The sequence below is a fragment of the Serratia sp. UGAL515B_01 genome (assembly GCF_033095805.1).
Classification (GTDB): Bacteria; Pseudomonadota; Gammaproteobacteria; order Enterobacterales; family Enterobacteriaceae; genus Chania.
On the sequence record NZ_CP109901.1, the window covers coordinates 473122 to 493349 of the forward strand.

Annotated in this window: 24 protein-coding genes; all 24 read left to right on the forward strand. The window is 50.5% G+C overall.

From position 1 onward, the window contains the following. Position 1: 1 nt before the first annotated feature. The 24 genes from OK023_RS02300 to OK023_RS02415 all read left to right on the forward strand — a co-directional run bounded on the left by OK023_RS02300 (position 2) and on the right by OK023_RS02415 (position 20217). Positions 2-784, forward strand: a complete 783-nt coding sequence (locus OK023_RS02300; RefSeq protein ID WP_317694584.1) for a DNA cytosine methyltransferase — start codon at positions 2-4, stop codon at positions 782-784. A gap of 101 nt (positions 785-885) precedes the next feature. Continuing rightward, positions 886-1464 carry a recombination protein NinG gene (locus OK023_RS02305; RefSeq protein WP_317694585.1) on the forward strand — a complete coding sequence of 193 codons (579 nt, stop codon included), beginning with the start codon at positions 886-888 and terminating at the stop codon, positions 1462-1464. A 175-nt stretch (positions 1465-1639) separates the two neighbouring features. Then, complete coding sequence (locus OK023_RS02310) at positions 1640-2452, forward strand: antitermination protein (protein ID WP_317694586.1); 813 nt, start codon at positions 1640-1642, stop codon at positions 2450-2452. Positions 2453-2854: 402 nt separating this feature from the next. Next, positions 2855-3172, forward strand: a complete 318-nt coding sequence (locus OK023_RS02315; RefSeq protein WP_317694587.1) for a phage holin, lambda family — start codon at positions 2855-2857, stop codon at positions 3170-3172. Beyond that, positions 3169-3489, forward strand: coding sequence for a hypothetical protein (locus tag OK023_RS02320; protein ID WP_317694588.1), 321 nt, complete (start codon positions 3169-3171; stop codon positions 3487-3489). Before OK023_RS02315 ends, OK023_RS02320 begins: the two co-directional genes overlap by 4 nt. 7 nt (positions 3490-3496) lie before the next feature. After that, positions 3497-3904: a M15 family metallopeptidase gene (locus OK023_RS02325; protein ID WP_317694589.1), complete on the forward strand. Its 408-nt coding sequence runs from the start codon at positions 3497-3499 to the stop codon at positions 3902-3904. 10 nt (positions 3905-3914) lie between these two features. Beyond that, positions 3915-4091, forward strand: coding sequence for a hypothetical protein (locus tag OK023_RS02330; RefSeq protein WP_317694590.1), 177 nt, complete (start codon positions 3915-3917; stop codon positions 4089-4091). Positions 4092-4407: 316 nt separating this feature from the next. Further along, positions 4408-5124 (forward strand): phage antirepressor KilAC domain-containing protein, encoded by a 717-nt coding sequence (locus tag OK023_RS02335; RefSeq protein WP_317694591.1) that lies wholly within the window; start codon positions 4408-4410, stop codon positions 5122-5124. Between the two features lie 18 nt (positions 5125-5142). Further along, positions 5143-5667, forward strand: a complete 525-nt coding sequence (locus OK023_RS02340; protein WP_317694592.1) for a hypothetical protein — start codon at positions 5143-5145, stop codon at positions 5665-5667. Between the two features lie 8 nt (positions 5668-5675). Beyond that, a complete protein-coding gene (locus tag OK023_RS02345; protein ID WP_317694593.1) occupies positions 5676-6218 on the forward strand; it encodes a tail needle knob protein in 543 nt (180 codons plus the stop codon). 12 nt (positions 6219-6230) lie between these two features. Next, positions 6231-6497 (forward strand): hypothetical protein, encoded by a 267-nt coding sequence (locus tag OK023_RS02350; RefSeq protein ID WP_317694594.1) that lies wholly within the window; start codon positions 6231-6233, stop codon positions 6495-6497. Positions 6498-6517: 20 nt separating this feature from the next. After that, a complete protein-coding gene (locus OK023_RS02355; protein WP_317694595.1) occupies positions 6518-7003 on the forward strand; it encodes a DNA-packaging protein in 486 nt (161 codons plus the stop codon). Further along, positions 6984-8486 (forward strand): terminase large subunit domain-containing protein, encoded by a 1503-nt coding sequence (locus OK023_RS02360; RefSeq protein ID WP_317694596.1) that lies wholly within the window; start codon positions 6984-6986, stop codon positions 8484-8486. Before OK023_RS02355 ends, OK023_RS02360 begins: the two co-directional genes overlap by 20 nt. A 5-nt stretch (positions 8487-8491) precedes the next feature. Beyond that, positions 8492-10681, forward strand: coding sequence for a portal protein (locus tag OK023_RS02365; RefSeq protein WP_317694597.1), 2190 nt, complete (start codon positions 8492-8494; stop codon positions 10679-10681). Positions 10682-10691: 10 nt separating this feature from the next. Beyond that, complete coding sequence (locus tag OK023_RS02370; protein WP_317694598.1) at positions 10692-11588, forward strand: scaffolding protein; 897 nt, start codon at positions 10692-10694, stop codon at positions 11586-11588. Continuing rightward, on the forward strand, positions 11588-12874 hold the full coding sequence (locus tag OK023_RS02375) for a P22 phage major capsid protein family protein (protein ID WP_317694599.1): 1287 nt from the start codon (positions 11588-11590) through the stop codon (positions 12872-12874). Before OK023_RS02370 ends, OK023_RS02375 begins: the two co-directional genes overlap by 1 nt. Positions 12875-12919: 45 nt before the next feature. Beyond that, positions 12920-13186, forward strand: a complete 267-nt coding sequence (locus OK023_RS02380; RefSeq protein ID WP_317694600.1) for a hypothetical protein — start codon at positions 12920-12922, stop codon at positions 13184-13186. Beyond that, a complete protein-coding gene (locus tag OK023_RS02385; RefSeq protein ID WP_317694601.1) occupies positions 13164-13646 on the forward strand; it encodes a packaged DNA stabilization gp4 family protein in 483 nt (160 codons plus the stop codon). Before OK023_RS02380 ends, OK023_RS02385 begins: the two co-directional genes overlap by 23 nt. 9 nt (positions 13647-13655) lie before the next feature. Beyond that, positions 13656-15071, forward strand: a complete 1416-nt coding sequence (locus tag OK023_RS02390; protein ID WP_317694602.1) for a packaged DNA stabilization protein — start codon at positions 13656-13658, stop codon at positions 15069-15071. Between the two features lies 1 nt (position 15072). Beyond that, positions 15073-15627, forward strand: a complete 555-nt coding sequence (locus OK023_RS02395; protein WP_317694603.1) for a phage tail protein — start codon at positions 15073-15075, stop codon at positions 15625-15627. After that, positions 15624-16076: a DUF2824 family protein gene (locus tag OK023_RS02400; protein WP_317694604.1), complete on the forward strand. Its 453-nt coding sequence runs from the start codon at positions 15624-15626 to the stop codon at positions 16074-16076. Before OK023_RS02395 ends, OK023_RS02400 begins: the two co-directional genes overlap by 4 nt. A gap of 2 nt (positions 16077-16078) precedes the next feature. Continuing rightward, positions 16079-16750 carry a DNA transfer protein gene (locus OK023_RS02405; RefSeq protein WP_317694605.1) on the forward strand — a complete coding sequence of 224 codons (672 nt, stop codon included), beginning with the start codon at positions 16079-16081 and terminating at the stop codon, positions 16748-16750. After that, positions 16751-18127, forward strand: coding sequence for a phage DNA ejection protein (locus OK023_RS02410; protein ID WP_317694606.1), 1377 nt, complete (start codon positions 16751-16753; stop codon positions 18125-18127). It begins immediately after the preceding gene. Next, positions 18127-20217: a DNA transfer protein gene (locus OK023_RS02415; protein ID WP_317694607.1), complete on the forward strand. Its 2091-nt coding sequence runs from the start codon at positions 18127-18129 to the stop codon at positions 20215-20217. Before OK023_RS02410 ends, OK023_RS02415 begins: the two co-directional genes overlap by 1 nt. The last annotated feature ends 11 nt before the right edge of the window (positions 20218-20228 follow it).

The following is a 20228-nucleotide window of genomic DNA, read 5'->3' on the forward strand; positions in this document are numbered from 1 at the left end:
AGTGACTGCTTATTATAACGAAATCGACCCATACGCCGCTCAATGGCTCCGTAATTTAATCGCCGCCGGACACATAGCGCCCGGTGACGTAGACGAACGCTCTATCGAGGATGTGAAACCAGATGACATTAAACACTACACACAGTGCCATTTTTTTGCAGGAATTGGAGTCTGGAGTTACGCACTGCGAAACGCAGGATGGCCAGATGATAAGCCGGTTTGGACAGGCTCATGCCCGTGTCAACCTTTCAGCGCGGCAGGCAAAGGCGGCGGGTTTGATGACGTTCGGCACTTGTGGCCGACATGGTACTGGCTCATCAAGCAGCGAAGCCCTGCAACGGTCTTTGGAGAGCAGGTTAGTACAGCGTTTAAAAACGGATGGCTTGATCAAGTGGCGAGTGACTTGGAAGTGGCTGACTACTCCTTCGGGGCGTCGAATTTACCGGCTGGTGCTGTCGGGGCCAGACACAGAAGAGACCGGCTTTACTTCGTGGCCAACTCCAACAAAAACACAGGCGGGAGGTTCGCCGGAGCAATTCATGGCAAGAAAGGTGAAGTCATTCGGAGCAAAGAATCCGAAAGTTACCGACCTGGCTTTAGTTGTCCGATACCACTACGCGGAAATGATGGGTTGGCCAGGGAAGTCCCTGAATCCTGCTTTCCCCTGTTGGTTAATGGGTCTTCCGTTGTGCTGGCACAAAACAGCGCCTACGGAAACGCCATCAACGCTGAAGCGGCAAAGGAATTTATCTTGGCCTATATCGAAGCTAGGGCAAGCATCTGACTGCGTAGATTGTAAAAAGCCACTTGAAGAAACCGAAACTTACTGCTGTGACGAGTGCGTAGATAGATACGCTAAGGAAAAGTTTATGGGAGGGGGTGAGGATGGCTAAAGGCAAAACGCCGAAGCCGAAGAAGTGCCGCATATGCCCCAAGAAATTCACCCCTGTTAACTCTCTCCAAATCGTCTGTTGTCCATCCTGTGCAATCCAATACGCCAAGCAGCAATCAGAGCGCAAGCAAAAGCAATCTGAGGCTGATTCACGTCGCTTGTGGAACAAACGCAAAGCAGCGTTGAAGCCACTAAAGCACTGGGAGGATATGACGCAACGGGTAGTCAATGATTACATCCGTGAGCGTGATAGGGATTTGCCATGTATTAGCTGCGGCACATGGGTAACGGTTCAATGGGAAGCAGGGCATTACCGGTCAAGAGGCGCGGCATCACACCTCAGATATAACGAGGACAACATTCACAAGCAGTGTCACCACTGCAACGACAACCTATCGAGTAACGCCATTCCCTACCGTGCAGCATTGGTAGAGAAAATCGGCCTTGAGCGCGTCCTAGCGCTTGAAAACAACAACACCCCTCATCGATACACCCGCGAAGAGTTAGACGCTCTACGGGCTGAGTATCGAGCTAAAACCCGAGCACTCAAGAAACAACAGGAGGCAGCGTAATGGCACGTAAAAGGGCATCACTAACACTGAATGACGTCATATCAATCCGTGTGCTTATCGGCGTTGGTGTAAGCATTAAGCGCATAGCTGACGAGTTCAAGACGTCTAAGCAGAACATTCAGTCTATTAAGTCTGGCAAGTCTTGGGATCGGGTTAGCACTGACAGGGTGAGGGTATGAACTTAGACAGCGTTGTTAAATATCATTTCGCTAAGTCCACTCAGATCAACGACTCCCCACGCGGCACATCATCCGATACTTTGACAGGCACGGATGTTATGGCAGCAATGGGGATGTGTCAGAGTCGCGCCCCTCTCGGTTATTCGGCATTCCTCGGAAAGATGGAGATCAGTGATAACGATAAAAAACGCGCAGTACAGCTATTAACTCAATACGGAATGAGCAAGTGCGACAAGGTTGCAGCCTTACGCAAGCTCGATAGCAATGTTAAAGCGAAGGTTGTGCAAACGCTCGCAAAGTTTGCATTCAAGGACTATAGCCGATCTGCTGCTGGCGTTGAACGGTGCGAGTGCTGTAGAGGGTCTGGGTTTCTGAGTGAAAAGAGGTCAACTGGAAAGCGGTATTGCACGGTATACAACAAAGGGCATGGGCCCGTAGGTGACGCAGAAACCGATGCAAAAATTGAAGAGGTGAAAGTTATCTGCAAAAAGTGCAACGGCAAAGGGGTGGTATCGGTAGCCTGTTGCAAATGCAATGGACGCGGTGAGGCGGTTCATCGGGAAGAGACCGAGCGACAAGGAGTTCCAGTTAAGCGGCCTTGCAAGCAGTGTCTGGGGCGGGGATATGAGCGCATCCCTACCACCAAGGCATTGCAGTCTGTATCTGCTATTGCTCCGTCGCTAACGCTCGATATCTGGAAGCGGGGGGTAAAGCCATTTTATGAGGATCTGATAGCGCAACTCGAAAGAGAGGAGTCATTCGCGGAAACCCAACTTAAGCGAGTTACCAGCAATATCGCAGAAGATTGAAATCCGACAACGATTGCTACTTGCAAAATACACTAACCTAGAATATCATTCTATAACACTACAAATCCGTCTGAATGTTACGGTGGATTAAAAAAGAGCCTCGCCGATGCGGGGCTTTTTTGATCACAACAGCAATAGCATTGAGCGATAACGGGTTCATGTCCCAATCTATCGCTACGCCAAACCAGTGCTATTTCTGTTGTGGTGAATGCGCAGGCTGATGCGCAGCGGTCCCGTAGATGTGATGACGGGGGGATTGTAAAACGACCGCGTAACGAGGAACGCCAACAAGCCGGAGATCAGCACCGGCCACCACAACCCACTCAAAGCCCTGACTTTAACCGGTCGGGGCTTTTTTATTTCAATCACACCGAGCCCGTTCGGGAGGGTGAGGACATGCGAATGAAACAAAACCCCGATATCTGGATGAGTCTAACTCTCGCCGCAAAGGCCATGTGGCCAACCTTTGGCGCTGCCGTAGTTTCTGGACTGGTCTGCTACGCACGCATTATTCATGACGGTGAAAAGCGCAAAAACAAATGGGTTGAGGGGATCCTCTGCGGATTCCTGGCCTTTGGCGTTTCTCACGGACTGGAATATCTCAGCCTGCCGCAAGGAACAGACGTGTTTATCGGTGCCGTTATTGGCTTTATCGGCGTTGAAAAGGTACGCGAGATAGCTCTACGGGCGATCAGTAAAAAGACTGGAGATAAAAATTGATTAAGCAACGGATTATTAAAGCTGGTGGCGCATCAGCCCCCTACATCATGGCTTTGCTGATACTCAGCTGGGTCATCTATCAAGTAGCACATCGAGCAGACGAAGCTGCATACGCATATCCAACTGCGGTTGTGCAGTACGGACTGATCGGTGCAAAGACTGACGACGACGTGATCGCATTAGTAGAGCGCTGGAAGCGTGACGAGTGGGGTGCTCAAATCGGTGCGTTGCGTGTGCTGTGTGAAAAGTCGATTAGCCGAGTAGAAGCAATTGGCGATCCGGTTCTGGCTGCGAAAATCTGCCGCATTGTGAAGTGAGGTATGCATGTTCCGATTCAGTAAGCGCAGTGAGGAAAACCTGAAGGGCGTAAATCCCGCCCTGGTAAAAGTCGTGCGCCGGGCCATTGAGCTGACCACTGTTGATTTCATGGTTATCGAAGGTCTGCGCACTCAAGAACGCCAGCGGCAACTTGTGCGCAACGGAACAAGCCAAACGCTAAGCAGTCGGCACTTGACCGGACACGCTGTTGATTGTGCTCCGCTTGTAAAAGGCTCAATCCCTTGGAATGACAAATCAAAGTTTAAAGCCGTATCGGATGCCATGTTCACTGCAGCAAAAGAGCTTGGCGTAAAAATCCGCTGGGGCGGTGACTGGAACGAAAACGGTCGCAGTGACGACGAAAAATTCTACGACGGTCCGCACTTCGAGTTGCGCCGCCAAGACTACCCATAAGTGAGGCTCTATGAACTACATCCTGAACCGTCTGAGAGAGGCTTCGACCTGGCGCGGTATTGTCATGCTGCTCGCTGGCGCTCTCGGCTTTGACCTTGGCACTAACTCCGCTGAGCTGGCTATCGCTATCGGAGTGGCTGCAAGCGGCGCTGTTGGCGCTCTGTTTCCTGACGCTAACAAGAAGTAGGCATTACAAATGGCACTCATTGAGCGCCATTGATAATGCTAACCCGAAAAGGATGGTGATCCTTTCTTGACTGCTCGGAAAGACGAGAAGTAGCTAAGCAACTCTGGCAAGCGTGGCAACGGCTGCGATCCCAACAACAAGCCTGACTTCGGTCGGGCTTTTTTTGTACCTGAAGTAACCCACCGCGCCATGCCCGGCGCAAGTAATCACACAGAGTCTTCTAGAAACAAGCCTCGGAGGAACGCCGTTATAGGTGGTGACCTTCTCTGTGGGCGTCGTTTCTGGGCAACGAGGCTCGTTTCTAAAGGAAAACACAATGAAATATCCAGTAAATGACCAACCAACATCAATGACCAGTTTGGAAATAGCTGAATTAGTTGGTAGTCGTCATGATAGCGTAAAGAGAACTATTGAGCGCTTGTCCGAAACTGGCGTAATCCAACTTCCACTAATGGTGAAAGTTGAGAATAAACAATCAAATAGCCCAAACAGATTTGCTGACGTTTACCGCTTCGAAGGTGATCAAGGCAAACGAGACAGTATTATTACTGTTGCTCAACTCTGCCCTGAGTTCACTGCAAGACTGGTTGATCGCTGGCAAGAGTTGGAAATGGCGGTCAATCATCCAATTGCGATCCCTCAGACCTTGCCGGAAGCTTTGCGTCTTGCCGCCGATCTTGCGGAGCAAAAAGCAGAGCTTGAAAACAAGCTGGCAATTGCTGCTCCGAAGGCTGATTTCGTTGATAACTACGTAGAGGCTTCAGGCTCTATGGGTTTCCGCGAGGTTGCGAAGTTACTCAAAGTAAAAGAGTCTGATTTTCGGCTCTTCCTGGTTGATAGCGGGATTATGTACAAGCTGGCTGGGAAATTAACGCCGTATTCCCAACATCTTGACGCTGGCAGGTTTACCGTTAAAACGGGCGAAAACCAGAACAACGGGCATGCATTTACGCAGGCAAAATTTACTCCCAAGGGCATTCAGTGGATAGCTGGTCTTTTGACGGCAAGAAGGCTGACAGAGAAAGCCGCTTAATGGAACAAGAGGTAACAAATGTCATTAATCCCACCCTTTGCCATCGGCCCCGGCGGGGGTGGTGGTAGCTCCGTCCCTGCATCTACTTATCGTCAGTCTGTTTTCTCTTGGACGGGTAGCCAAGCTGTCCCAATCGGCACAATTAAAAATCTCACTGAGCTAGTAACTCTGAGCGCTACGCATATCGACAACGCTGGCGTAACAATCGGCCCTAACAACTGCCTTATCTTTCCTGCAGTCTCAAACCCGACAGGAATAACGATACGGGTAAGGCTAACAGGGACTATCGACGGAACGGCGGCTACAACTCGCGGCTGGCTCATGCAGCTAAGGCGAGAAGATGGGTTAACGTTCATCGACGGCGAACGCGTCACGAAAAGCGCTACAGACCAGCTTCTAGGGGCTAACACGTCGATAGAGACAGCTACAGAAGGGTTAGATGATTTTCTGACTACGCAGGGTGGGATGGTCGTTCTCGACAATCAGTCCGGCGCTCTTATCACGCTAACGTCGATTGAAATACTCATTAAGCGTAATTTGTAGGGGTTAGCATGGCTTTATTACCGAGCAACGTCGGCGTTCCTGGCCCCGAGGGGCCTGAAGGTCCGCAAGGCCCAGAAGGTCAGCAGGGCCCAAGCGGAATTACATCTGTGCGCCGCAAGTCAGAATTGCTGTTTACTGGCATTAGTCTACTAGTGCCACAGACAACAACAAATCTCATCAACTTGATAAAGACGCTAACTCCGACCTCAGGCACATTCGCGCCATTCTTTGACACGACAAACAATAAGCTCGTTGTTTTTAATAACAATTCAACTGTTACCTTTAAAATCAACATATTAGGGTCGTGGCAAGGGGGAAGCTCTAGCCGCAGCATGGAAGTCGATTTTGTTGGCACAACGGGCAACCGATTAGTAGAGAGTCGTGATGTTGCTGTCACTACAGACACGGTATCTCTTCCCACATTTTTCAGTGTCGACGCTGGCGGAAATCTCGCAACAAATGGCGCAGCGATAACGATCAAGAGTAACGGCGGCAACTTCACAGCTACAACTATTTTGCTCATTGCTGAGCAAATGGTACCGACTACGTAATAAGAGGCAATCATGCAACTACTAAACGTAACTTGTCCGCGTGGCGTATGGACGCAGGTATATGGCGGAGCTAATACGGCGACAATCGGCATTAGTCCTGGCTACGGCTATGTGTGCCAGTCTGATGCTCAGCCAGCAAATGGGCTTATCGGCTTTCCGATCATCAATCGACATCAAGAAGTCTTAGCGTATGTCGCAACGCCAGGGTCACCGGTTTGGGTTAAAGCGCTGGACGGCAATGCGACTAACGGTGATGCAATTGCGATAGTCAATGCGTAAGTGCAGAAGGAGTAAAGACAATGGCAGCACCAAAGGGCAACCGATTCTGGGAGGCCCGCAGCACTCATGGGCGCAATCCAAAGTTCGATTCGCCGGAGGAGTTGTGGGCTGCATGTTGTGAGTATTTCGAGTGGGTAGAGAACAACCCGCTGTGGGAAATGAAGGCGTTTGCTTATCAGGGTGAAGTGACGCAGGAGCCTATTGCCAAGATGCGGGCAATGACATTAACAGGTCTGCTTTTATTCCTCGATATAACTAAGCCGACATGGGCTTTATACAAGGCTCGCGAAGATTTTAATTACGTCACTACGCGAGCAGAAGAAACCATCTACGACCAGAAATTCTCCGGCGCAGCAGCAGACCTTCTCAATGCAAACATCATCGCCCGTGACCTGGGCCTCAAAGAACAGTCGCAAGTTGAAGACGTGACACCTGAAAAGGGGGATCGCGGTAAGCGTCTGTCCCGAATTCAGGAGTTATTAGGCCGTGGAAAACGCAGCGATTGATTTTGATGAGCTGACAGAGGACGAGCAGATAGAGCTGCTTGAATTGCTGGAAGAAGAAGAAGCCTACCGCAGTACCCACCAACTCTACGAATACACTCCATACAACAAGCAACGAGAATTTATTGACGCTGGCTCTGATTACCCTGAGCGCTGCTTTATGGCCGGTAACCAGCTTGGCAAGTCGTACACAGGCGGCGCAGAGGTGGCCTTCCATCTTACCGGACGCTACCCAGGCACCAATGGCTATCCGAGTGATGGCAAGTACGGCGGGGAGTGGCAAGGCAAACGATTCTACGAGCCGGTAGTGTTCTGGATCGGTGGGGAGACAAACGAGACTGTTACTAAAACTACTCAGCGCATTCTCTGTGGACGTATCGAAGAGAACGACGAGCCCGGTTATGGCTCAATCCCGAAAGAAGACATCATTAGCTGGAAGAAATCCCCTTTCTTCCCGAACCTTGTCGACCACCTCTTGGTCAAGCATCACAACTCTGATGGTGTGGAAGATGGCATATCAATCTGCTACTTCAAGCCGTATTCACAAGGCCGCGCACGTTGGCAGGGTGACACGATACACGGCGTATGGTTTGACGAAGAGCCGCCGTATCCAATTTATAGCGAAGGTCTGACACGTACCAACAAGTACGGACAATTCTCAATGCTGACATTTACCCCCCTCATGGGTATGTCGCAGGTTGTTGAGAAGTTCGTAAAAGACCCAAACAAGGCACAAAAGGTAGTCAACATGACTATCTACGATGCCGAACACTACAGCGACGAGCTGAAAGAACAAATCATTGCTGGGTATCCAGAGCATGAGCGAGAAGCCCGTGCGAGTGGTATCCCAACGATGGGCACCGGTCGCATCTTCCAGATACCTGAAGAGACCATCAAGTGCCAACCGTTCGAATGCCCAGATCACTTCTACGTTATCGATGGGCAGGACTTTGGATGGGATCACCCGCAGTCGCATATTCAACTTTGGTGGGATAAGGACGAGGACGTTTTCTATCTCGCAAGGGTATGGAAAAAAGCAGAGAACACCGCCGTGCAAGCGTGGGGTGCCGTTAAATCATGGGCCAGCAAGATCCCTGTGGCTTGGCCTCATGACGGACATCAGCATGAGAAGGGGGGTGGTGAGCAGCTAAAAACTCAATACTCCGATGCTGGATTCATGATGCTAGGCGAACACGCAACATTCCCGGAAGGCGGCAACTCTGTTGAGTCTGGCTTGATAGAGCTTCGCGATCTGATGCTTGAAGGAAGGTTCCGTGTATTCAACACCTGCGAACCATTCTTTGACGAGTTCAGGCTTTATCACCGCGACGCAAACGGGAAGATCGTCAAAAAGAACGATGACGTCATTGATGCCGTTCGCTACGCATACATGATGCGCCGGTTTGCAAAACTGATGCGCGACATCAATAAGCCCAAAGAAAAGAAAATCCCCGCACCGATCAAACCCATCAGTAAAACGAGGTAGCACACGTGGAAGACAACAAAAGGCTGCATGCGCTGCTCTCGCACTTTGATCGCGACTGGAGCGCTAGCGAAGACGCTCGCACTGAAGCGGTCAACGATCTGTATTTCAGCCGTATATCACAGTGGGACGACTGGCTACAGGACTACAGCACACTGCAATATCGCGGACAGTTTGATGTTGTTCGCTCGATAGTACGCAAGCTGATCGCAGAGATGCGACAGAACCCGATTGAGGTGATGTTCAGGCCGAAGGATGGAGCAGACCCGGACGCAGCCGACACATTAATGGGCATGTATCGTACTGACATGCGTAACAACGCCGCAAAAGGTGCTGTAAATATCGCTGTCCGTGAGCAACTAGAAACCGGGTTTGGTGCCTGGCGGCTTGTGCAAGAGTATGAAGACGAGGACGAGCTAAGTAACACGCAAGTAATCCGCAGGAAGCCGATACACGAAGCCGCAGCGCACGTCGTATGGGACGCGAACGCTAAAGAGATCGACAAGTCAGATGCTAAATGGTGCTCAATCATTACGCCATTTACTCGTGACGGATGGACGGTGTACGCAGAAGAAAACGACCTTGATCCTGATTTGATGCCAGACTTCCAAAGCCAGGATACCCAGTGGACATTCCCCTGGATGACTACTGATTGCGTCTACATATGCGAACACTACGAAGTCGAGTGCAAGAAAGAAACTGTCTACATCTATCGCAATCCGATGACCGGCGAACCTGTCAGCTACTACAAAGCAGACATTAAAAAGGTCATCGATGAGCTATCAGAAAATGGCTTCGAAAAAGTAGCAGAGCGTAAAGTCAAAAAGCGCCGAGTCTACAAGTCAATCATCACAGCAACCGCGATTATCGTTGACCGCGAGCGTATCGCAGGCGAGCACATCCCAATTGTTCCGGTGTACGGAGAGTGGGGTTTTGCTGGCGACAAGGAGGTTTACGAGGGCGTTGTACGCGGCACTAAAGACGGACAGCGCTTGCGTAACTTCATCTTGTCTGCCGGTGCCGACACTGTAGCTCGAAGCCCGACTAAAAAGCCGTTCTTCTTTGCTGAGCAAATCAAAGATTATGAGGCGATGTATAGCGGCACGGATGATTACCCGTATTACTTGCTGAATAGGACGACAGAAAACGGCAATGGCGAGCTGCCACTGGGGCCGGTCGGGTATATGGAAAACCCAGAACTTCCGCAAGCAAACGTTTTGATGCTTGAAGCGGCAACGGCAGCAGTAAAAGAAGTATCTCCGCAAGGTGTGGATGCACAAGCAGCTAACGGCCAAGTGGCATTCGATACAGTCAATCAGCTAAACCAACGCGCAGACCTTGGGGTGTATGTTTACCAGGACAACCTCGCCACGGCCATGCGTAGAGACGGTGAGATTTACGTGTCGATGGTCAACGAGCTTTATGACGTGCCGCGCAAAGTATTGGTTACTGGCGAGGATGGATCAGAGCAAGAAGTTGAACTGCTAAGCCAAGTGCTAGATGTGCAAAGCGGTGAGGTTGTAACGCTCAATGACATTCGCGGTAAGTTCGAGACTTACACAGATGTTGGCCCGTCATACCAGTCCATGAAAGCCCAGAACCGCGCTGAAATTCTCGACTTGCTAAGCAAAGTTCAACCCGGTACGCCTGAGTATCAAATGCTCCTGCTCCAATACTTCACCCTGCTTGACGGCAAGGGCGTTGAGATGATGCGTGAGTACGCAACCAAGCAGCTGATCATGATGGGCGTTAAGAAGCCAGAAACGCCAGAGCAAGAGCAGATGCTGGCGCAAGCACAACAGCAGCCGAAGCAGCCAGACGCCGCAATGGTATTAGCCCAGGCAGAAATGAAGAAGGCAGACGCCGACGAAGTAACTGCACAGGCCCGGATGCTATCAGCTCATACCGAATCGCAGCGTCGTGACATATCCGCGCAAGTGGAGACTGTCAAGGCAAGAGCCATGTTTGAAGAATTGAAACTTAAAGCATACACGACTCAACAGGATGCCTTTGAAAAGCAAGCCAACACTGTGCGTTCGCTGGCTCAGGCAAGAAACCTAGATCAAAAGTCTGTCCTCGAAACTATCCAGCTAATGAAAGACGTCAACGAGTCCAATCAACTCGCTGACATGAAAATCCCCGGACTAAGCGCCGAGAACTCTACCAGCCAACCGGCTGAGACACCTCAAACCATGTGAGAGATAAACTATGAGCACCATCGAAACAGGCAATGAAGCAAATCCAACTGACATCAATCTGGAAGTTGAAACGGGATCGCTACCTGTGGAAACGCCGGAACCTGAGCCAGAAGGCTTTGATATTGTCATTGCTGGCGAAGATGAGAAACCTAAGCAGGATCCAGCCACCAACGCGAAATACGCTGCACAGCGACTAGAGCGCAAGCGTCTACGTGAGCTTGAGCAGACACTTGCAGCAGTAAAGCGTGGTGAGTTACCGGAAACCCTGCGCGTCACTCCTGAATCACCAGATCAGCCGCCATCTATTGATGATTACTTTAGCGATGCGGCACTTGAGAAGTACGGCTTTGACACTGCCAGAGCGCAGGCTGCATTTCAGGCAGCTTTGGGGGTATGGCAGGTAAAGGCCACACAAGAGCATACCGGGTTTGCCGCGAAGCAAGCTCAGAAGGTTCAGGAGTACGAAGCCAAGTCCATCGAGCAAACTCAAGCGATTAACCGGCACTATGACAGCGCCGAGAAATTGAACCTACCTGATTATCAAGAGAAAGAAGACGCATTGGCGGCAATGACTGCGCCGGATGTAGTCACGGGCATTATGCAGCTTTTCCCAGAGAAATCAGCGGCAATCATTTATCACCTGGGCTCTAACCCAGAGCTAACAAAACGCTTGAATGCGCTGCCTTCACAGCAGGCCATGATTGAACTTGGCCGTTTAGACGCAAAACTCACGCTCAAGCCACGCGGTAAAGCAGTCTCAGCCGCCCCTATGCCTGATGAACCATTAAATGGACAGGCTACTGCTGCAAATCTTGCTTCGTTACAGAAGAAGATGGAAGAGGCAGCAGATAAGGGTGATGTGGAGACATACCGCAAACTCAAAAATCAATTAAAAGGTGTCAAATAATGGCAGGACTTAAAGAAGGTCAAATCATCACTTTCATGATCGATGAAGTGATTGAGACAGTAACGAACATGACTCCACTTGCGCAAGCAATTGGTTATCTCAACCCCGCAGCGCAAGACATGCAGCGCTCAAGCAATGAACTTTGGTTGCCAGTAGAGCAAGAAGCTCCGACACAGAAAGGATGGGATTTGACCGGCCAAGCTACCGGCATCCTCGAGCTGGCTGTTAAATGTAATATGGGTGAGCCTGATAACGATTTCTTCACGCTTCGCGCCGATGATGTGCGTGATGAGCGTAGTTTGCGCCGTCGTACAAACGCATCAGCAAAAAAGCTGGCCAACAACGTTGAAACCTCAATACTTCAGCAAGGGGTTGACCTTGGAAGCTTAGTGGTTTCCTCTGCCACTCCCATTGGAACATCTAAGACAGGATGGGATTTCGTTTCTGAAGCGGAAGAAGTCATGTTCTCTCGCGAGCTTAACCGAGATTCTGGCATTAGCTTTGTGTTCAACCCTAAAGACTATCGCGGGGCTGGTTATGATCTGACTCAGCGCGACATCTACGGGCGCATTGCTGAGGATGCTTACAAGACTGGCACAATCCAAAGCCAAGTTGCTGGGTTCAACAACGTCTTGCGTCACCCGAAAATGCCTTCATTGGTAGGTTCGGCAGTAACCGGCGTTACCGTTGCAGGAGCTCAGTCGTTCAAGCCGGAAGCCTGGACGCTCGGAATTGATGGTAACAAGCAGAACGTAGATAACCGAACCGCTGTTGTCGCTGTTAGTTCTGGCGTTGGCTTCAAGCGCGGTGACAAGATCTCGTTCACCGGCGTTAAGTTCTTATCCCAGATGGCAAAGAACGTACTGACGCATGATGCGACATTTAGCGTTGTTGCTGTTGATGGCAACAACCTGACCATTACGCCGAAACCTATCGCGCTGAGTGATGTGACGCTGACGCCGGAACAGAAAGCATATGCCAACGTTAACACAACATTGGCGGCTGGCATGGCGATCAATCTGCTCAATACCACCACAGCACAGACCAACATCTTCATGGCTGATGATGCGATCAAGCTGGTGTCTCAGCCAATCCCAATCAACCATCAACTATTCAGCGGCATGAAAACGCAAAGCTTCAACATCCCAGGTGTTGGGATTAACGGAGTGATTGCTTATCAAGGCAATATCAGCACATTCGCCGGGTTGTGCCGTATCGCTCTGTGGTATGCGCCAACCGCCATTCGCCCTGAGTCAATCGGCGTCGGTCTTGCTAATCAGGCATAACAATAACGGGGTCGCAAGTCGGCCCCTTTTCTTTGAGGAATAACCATGTCTCAGATGATTTATAAGGCTGGCGGCACTGAAAAAGTGTGGGGCATCTATTTGACATACAAAATTGTTGAATATGATGAGGTTGAAGAGCATTTGGAAAATGGCTGGGTTGATCATCCAGATAAGCTGTTAAATCCTGCAGAGCCAGAGCCAGAGCCAGAGCCAGAGCCAGAGCCAGAGCCAGAGCCAGAGCCAGAGCCAGAGAATATTAAGCGTGGCCGCAAGCCGAAGGCGGTAATTGATGAACATACTAACGAAGGGTGATCTGGTGCTGGCGGCGCTGCGTAAAATTGCGGTGGCCAGCAACTCAACGCTGACGGATGTAGAGCCGCAATCAATCGAGGATGCTGCCAACGATCTTGAGATGATGATGGCCGAGTGGTTACAGGAAGATACCGGTATCAGCGGCATTGATGTCGGTTACTTGTTTTCAGCGGATGGCGAGCCGGTTGATCCTGGTGATGCTCATGGACTGAAAAAGGCGCACATTGCAGCAGTTATCAACAACCTTGCTATCCGTCACGCCCCTGATTACGCAATCGAGGCAATGCCAAAGGTTGTGACGTCAGCAGCGCATGGCAAAGAACTACTGCAGAAAGCCACGGCAATCGCTACGGCAGCGGCAGCGAAATCAACTCAGGGCTACCCATCAAGAATGCCAGTAGGTTCCGGTAACCGCCTGTTTACTCGCAACGGCGTTAATTTCTTCCCCAAACCTCAATAGCGGTGTCATATGCCAGTAACTCAACTCCCATTAGTACGCGGAACCGGGAAGGATTACAGAACCGCAGACTACAGCGATCTATTGCCAGTGAATATGCTTGCTGTCCAAACTGAGGTGTTGGGCGCTGCTGGCTATCTCCGATCCTTTCCTGGTATCGATTTTCGACAATCTGTGTCGGGCCCGTCGAGAGGGGTGGACTTCAATACTGTACAGAGCGTCGCTTATCGCGTGGCTGGCGGTAATCTTTACAAGTCTGGCGTGCTGGTAAACACAGTGCCTAACTCCGACCGCGTAAGTATGGCTCACAGTGACGACAGTCAAGCCGTGTCCACTGGCGGGGTTATGCGTATTTATCGCTATGACGGCACTGTTAAAACGCTAGACAACTGGCCACCTTTATCCGGTTACCCGTCTTATGATATCGGGCGAGTAAGGGATATTTGCCGCGCTCGTGGGCGGTATGTATGGGTAAAGGATGGAACTCAGGAGTTTGGCGTTACAGACCTAGATGACGAGTCTCACCCTGATAGATTTAGACCAATTTACACGGCAGAGACTCAGCCGGATGGGATAATCGCATGCACAACGTGGCGCGATTTCGTCATCATGTTCGGTAGCCGCACAATAGAGTATTTCACTATTACCGGCTCTACTGACCCGCAAGCTGCTATTTACGTTGCTCAATCAAACTGGCTTGTTGATAAAGGGATAGCCGGTACTTATTGCAAAGCTTTGTATCTCGACACTATAGCGTTTATCAGTAACCAATCCAGCGGTCCACCTTCCATCTATCTCATTAACTCAGGCCAGTCAGTAAGCATTGCCACGCGACAGATAGAGCAGATCCTTCGTAGCTATACAGCAGATGAGATAAGCAAAGCGGTAATGGAGTCTATTCGATTCGATGGGCATGACTTGTTGATCATCCACCTTGACCACCACGTTCTGTGCTACGACGCAGCTCTAAAGCAGAGCCAGCAGTGGTGCATATTAAAAACCGGGCTTTTTGACTCTCCCCATACAGCCATAGATTTCTGCTTTGAAAACCAGAGCTTTACTGTCGGCGATAAATTGCAGGGAAGGCTAGGCACGTTTTCATTCTCAAGTTCAGCTCAGTACGGACAACAGCAAGAGCATTTGCTTTACACGCCAATGTTTAAAGCTGACAACGCACGGTTATTTGATTTTCAGCTTGAAGCATCGACGGGCGTGACCGGAAAAGCCGAGCGTCTGTTTATTTCTGCTACTACTGACGGACTTAATTACGGTAGTGAGCAGATGATCCCCTGGCAAGCACCATTTGTTTACGACCAGCGCGTTATTTGGAAGAGGATTGGGCGTGTTCGGAAAAACATCGGGTTCAAAGTCCGAATAGTCACCTCCGCGCCGGTAACCCTGTCTAACTGTCAACTGAGGGCCGAGTAAAATGGCAGATCAAAGCCTAATAGATGGCATTCTTACAATAAGTGAGGGAGGCATCAATCGGACGATACTCCCTGAGAACTTCAGCATTCCATACGCTCGTTATGTTCTAAGCAGCGACGTTAATCTAGCTAGTGTTGGTAAAAGAGCTAACGCCGCCGCGCAAGGCGCTTACGACGCTCAAGTAAAAAATGACGTGCAGGACATACGGCTTGATGGTCATGACGCGGATATTTTCAACCTAGATAACCGCCTGATTTTTGTCGAAGGCGATTATGTTTCAAAGTCGGCAGCGACACTACAGAGCATAGCGAGTCCGCTATCGGTAGCCACCAGTTACTCTGTAAATGGCACCAAAGTTGTCGGTGAACGAGTTACAGGCATAACACCAGCCGCAGGAACAGCATTTACCGGTGCGTTCAATGCCAACTCGGGTTACCCCGTTGGCGCTACTTATAGTCAGTCTGAAGTCTTAGCTATTGCCGCCGGGCTCGTAGAAGCGCGTCAGAGAATTAAGACGCTAGAGGATGCCCTGAGAACTCACGGGCTAATAGCATGATTACATTCACCCCCACGCGAAACATCGATCTAATCGAGTCAGTAGGTAACCATCCAGACATCATAGCGGGAAGTAACAACGGCGATGGTTACGAATATAACCCGCGATGTGTATACCTTGGCGTGCAGATTGATGGCCAGTTTTGCGGCGTTGTGTACTTTCAAGAATTGCAGCCTCTTTCTATCGAATGCCATGCGATGATTTTGAAAGAAGCACGAAAGCACAGCGTTGATATCGGCCTAGAGTTCTGGCGATTGATGATCGGCAATACAAACTACCAATGCTTTACATCGTTTGCAGCCCGTAAATTCCGTTATGGCCAGATGTATTGCGCCCTCATTGGCCTACAGCGAGTAGGCACCATCAAAAAGTATTTCAAAGGCGTGGACGATGTGACGTTCTACGCCGCAACCCGCGACGAGCTGATCGCTTTCCTATCTAAGAGGTAATTATGTGTCATTTTGCTTTTAGCCTGGCAAGGAAGCTTGCCGGGTTCGAACCTCTATACCCTGAAAAAGGCGGGAAGGGGGGCGATGGTGGCGCAGGCGTACAGGCTGACGCCATCAATCAACAAACCGGGCTACAGCGCGAGCAGTGGCAGACGGTAATGAATGGCCTTGCACCGTTTACACCAATGGCTCAGCAGTATGTCCAGCAGTTGCAGGGATTATCTACTCTTCCAGGGCAGGAAAAGGCTCTTGGAGAGTATTACAACTCCGGTCAGTTCAAACAAATGTCGGATATGGCGCGGTATCAAAATCTCGCAGCCGCAGAGGCAACTGGCGGCCTAGGTTCCACGGCAACATCAAATCAACTCGCATTTATCGCACCTCAACTGGGTGAAAACTGGCTCAATGGTCAGATGAATAGCGCACAGAACCTAGCAAACATTGGTCTTGGTGCGCTTCAGGGGCAAGCTAACGCAGGGCAGACCTACGCGAACAATACAGGCCAATTACTGCAACAAAACGCATCACTGGCAGCACAGCGAGCTAATCAGCCGTCGAGATTTCAGCAAGGGCTTACTGGTGCGCTTGGTGGCGCTAGTGCTGGCATGGCAATTGGTGGGCCTTGGGGTGCTGCGATTGGCGGGGGCTTGGGTGCACTTGGAGGGTTATTCTAAATGGCGACATGGCAACAAGGGGGTGCTGGCGGTTTGCTTGGCGCTATTGGCCAAGTAAATTCCAACGCCCCGCAATCAAGCGACGTCAACGTCAATCTGGCGCGAATAGGGCAGAACCAAGACTTTGCACGCGCAGGCGGTAATAATCTCGGCATGCAAGCCGTGCAGGGATTAGCAGGGCTTAATGAAATCTACAAGCAGCAGCAAGCTCAGGAACGCGCTGGCCAGTTCAAGCAATTATACGGACAAGCCTTCTCATCCGGTGATCGTACAGCAATGCGCCAACTTGCTGCCCAATACCCTGAGCAGTTCGAAAGCGTTCAGAAAGGACTTGGCTTTATTGACGATGACCAGCGTAATGCAGTTGGCTCTCTTGCTGCCTCAGCGCGTGTTGCCGCAGCATCCCCTGAAAGTATGGGTGCTTGGCTGACTAAAAACCAAAGCGAGCTACAGCGTATTGGAGCAAGACCTCAAGACGTTGCTTCAATGTATCAGCAAGATCCGAAAGAGTTCTTGAACTTCGTAGATCATCTTGGCTTGTCTGCGCTTGGGCCAGAAAAGTATTACGACTTGCAAGACAAGGCTGAAGGCCGAAAGGTTCAGATGCGTGGGCAAGATATTGGCGCCGAAACAGCAAGGAGAGGCCAAGATATTACAGCGAGAGGGCAGGATATTTCTGCATCAACTGCTCGCCGTGGTCAGGACCTTGCAATGCAAAGAGCATCTGCAAGAGGTGCCGCCGGGCCTTCAGGATCTCGGGTTGTCCAGCTTGCGGATGGAAGAACAGTAAATGTGGGCGGTAAATTGCACGGCGCAGGAGCTAATGCCTTTTATGAAGGAATAGATGATTCAGGAAACATGGTTCGGGTTCCAGCCAGTGCCATTGCGGCACCTGCGACATCGGCAGCTAACGCTCAAAACTACGCGATGAAAAAGGACATCGATGCAATAGCGGGCGCAAAGACTGATCAGCTTGATTTCATGACCGGGGTTACGGGCAGCTCAGGAAATCCTGCTAAATTTGCCGAGCTGCGCAGCCGGTTGCCTGGAAACAAAGAGCAGCGCCAGCTTTACAATGCAACTCAGCGCATCCAGGGGCGCATGCAGAATCAAGGCATAGCCGCTGCTCGTGATATGGGGGCAAGTGGTATCAACACCGTTGCGGAAGCGAAAATGTACTTCCAAGGTATGCCGCAGGTTGACTACTCAAGCCCGGAAGCTATGCAGCAATCTATTGCAGACATCCAGCAATACACCGACAACTACAATCAGCAGTATCAAGTAAATGTCGGCGGTGAAAGCAGGCCGTCTAAAACTCAGGAAGCGCAACCAAAGCCGCAAGCAAATTCAGGCTTTCAATCATTATGGGGTGATTAATGGCTAAGCCGTGGAAAGAAGTAATGGCATCCCCTCAGTATCAGCAACTCCCTCCAGACCAGCAAGCAGCAGCGCAAGAGCAATATTTCAATGAAGTTGTAGCACCCAAGGCTGGCGACCAAGCAGAAGCAGCACGGCAACAATTCTTTGCTGCATATCCTATCGCTCCGGCTCAGTCGCAACAGCAACCCGCAGAGCAACAAGCCCCATCCATGATGGATAACGTAGAGCAAGCGGCGCGTGGTCTGGCTAATATCCCGTTCGATATATTGCAGGGCGGGGCTAGCCTAATCAATGCTGGTAGCCGTGCGATAGGAGCCGGGGATGTTCTCGACCCTGTATACCGCCCTGTAGACCGACCAACAGATCCTTATGCCCAAGCTGGTGAAGCTATCGGCGGTTACCTGGTTCCCGGTGCCGGCGTGGCTGGCAATATGGTTATTGGATCGCTAGCGGAAGCAAGTAATCAGAAAGGCGACTTTGCGCAAAACGCTGCACAGAACGCAGCAGTAAACCTTGGTGCTCAGGGCTTGCTATCAGGAGTCGGCAGATTAGTCGCTCCGAAAGTTAAAGATGCGTTAGGTTCAGCGGCGATAAACTCTGCTGATGATGTGTCAAGGATGGCAAGAACTGGATCTGGAAGATCTGACATATCCAGCCAAGCATCAAATATAACAGATGAGGTTGCCAAGGCGGCGGAATCAGTTGGTGTTGATGTTAATGCTCTAACTCCGGGAATGCGATCTGGTAGTAAAGGGCTAGCTCAAGCAGAAGGAATACTGGCATCAAAGCCAGGTGTTACTCAAGATGCTCACTCAAAAGCTTTCGGCGAGATACAGACGAAATTCAACTCGGCTCTTGATGAGTTGGGCGCTGAAGTTGGAAGTGCTGCAGAAAAGAGTGGGGCTATCAAGCAAAGGGTGCTTTCTGGCATCGATAGTATGAAGGCGTCAGAAAAGTCAGCATGGGATAGTGTTAGATCTACCATGCCAGACATGAAATCTCGCATGTCTAATACGAATGCCACTATTCAAGGGGATATTTCTGCTGGAATGCCCCTTACACCAGAAATGAAACAGTTCGCAACGGCATACAATAAGACAGGCAAGGACGGAATAACTTTCGACGCAATGAAAGCATGGCGCGGGAAGCTTGCCGATGCTGAACAGAAATACATTCGTTCCGGCGAAGCCAACATGGCTAGAAGGATGGGTGAGCTTCGTGATGCTGCCACTGAAGATATGCGCATTATGGCTGAAAAAGGTGGATTTATTGACCAGTGGAGCGCTGCGAACGAGCTTTCAAAATCTCGATTTGCCGCCCAAAAGCAGGCTGAAAATGCGCTTGGTAAGGATCTTGCTACTGACACGCTAGTCACAAACGGCGTTAAGGCACTTCAAAACTCAGCAAAAGTCGGATCTGGGAAATTCAACCAGATTATAGGGTCGCTCCCTGAGTCGGAAAGAGCGCCAGCTATCGCATCAATCCTTCAAGACGCATTATCACAAGGCGTCAGGGGTGGAAAAGCAGACGCTGCCGGGATATCTCACATTGCATCAATCCTGACACCGCAAAACATTTCATCCATCAGCAGGCATTCAAAAGAATTAGGACGGATTGCCAGTGCTTATAGCGAGCTTGCTAGGGCAGCAACAAAGCCGATTAGGTACGTTGAGAATACAGGTCGCTCCATCCCTGCAATTAGTTCTTTAGAGCAGGGGTTGCCAAAAGCAGTGCAATCAGTTCTCAATGCGATAGGTAACTCAACATCAGGGGCAATTGTTGGTGCTACTGGAGCGGGGTTTGTTGGCGGCGCTGTAGGTGCTGTTGCTGGTTCTGTTGCAAAAGGGGTAATAGAGAAGTTAGCGACTTCACGCAGCGGGCGGTATGCCATAGAAAAGGCCATCCAAGAGGCAACTAAAGCCACTAAGATCGGTGCCAGCAAAGAGGCCATTGCCGCCGCAGAACGCCGATTTATGGCTAACAAAACTGCCGTAAATGCAATGCGTGAAGCGATAGGCAGTCAAGAGTTTAACCGCCTATCTAGAGCTGGAATAGTTACCACAATAAGCGGAATGACTCATGATTGAAGCATGGCCAA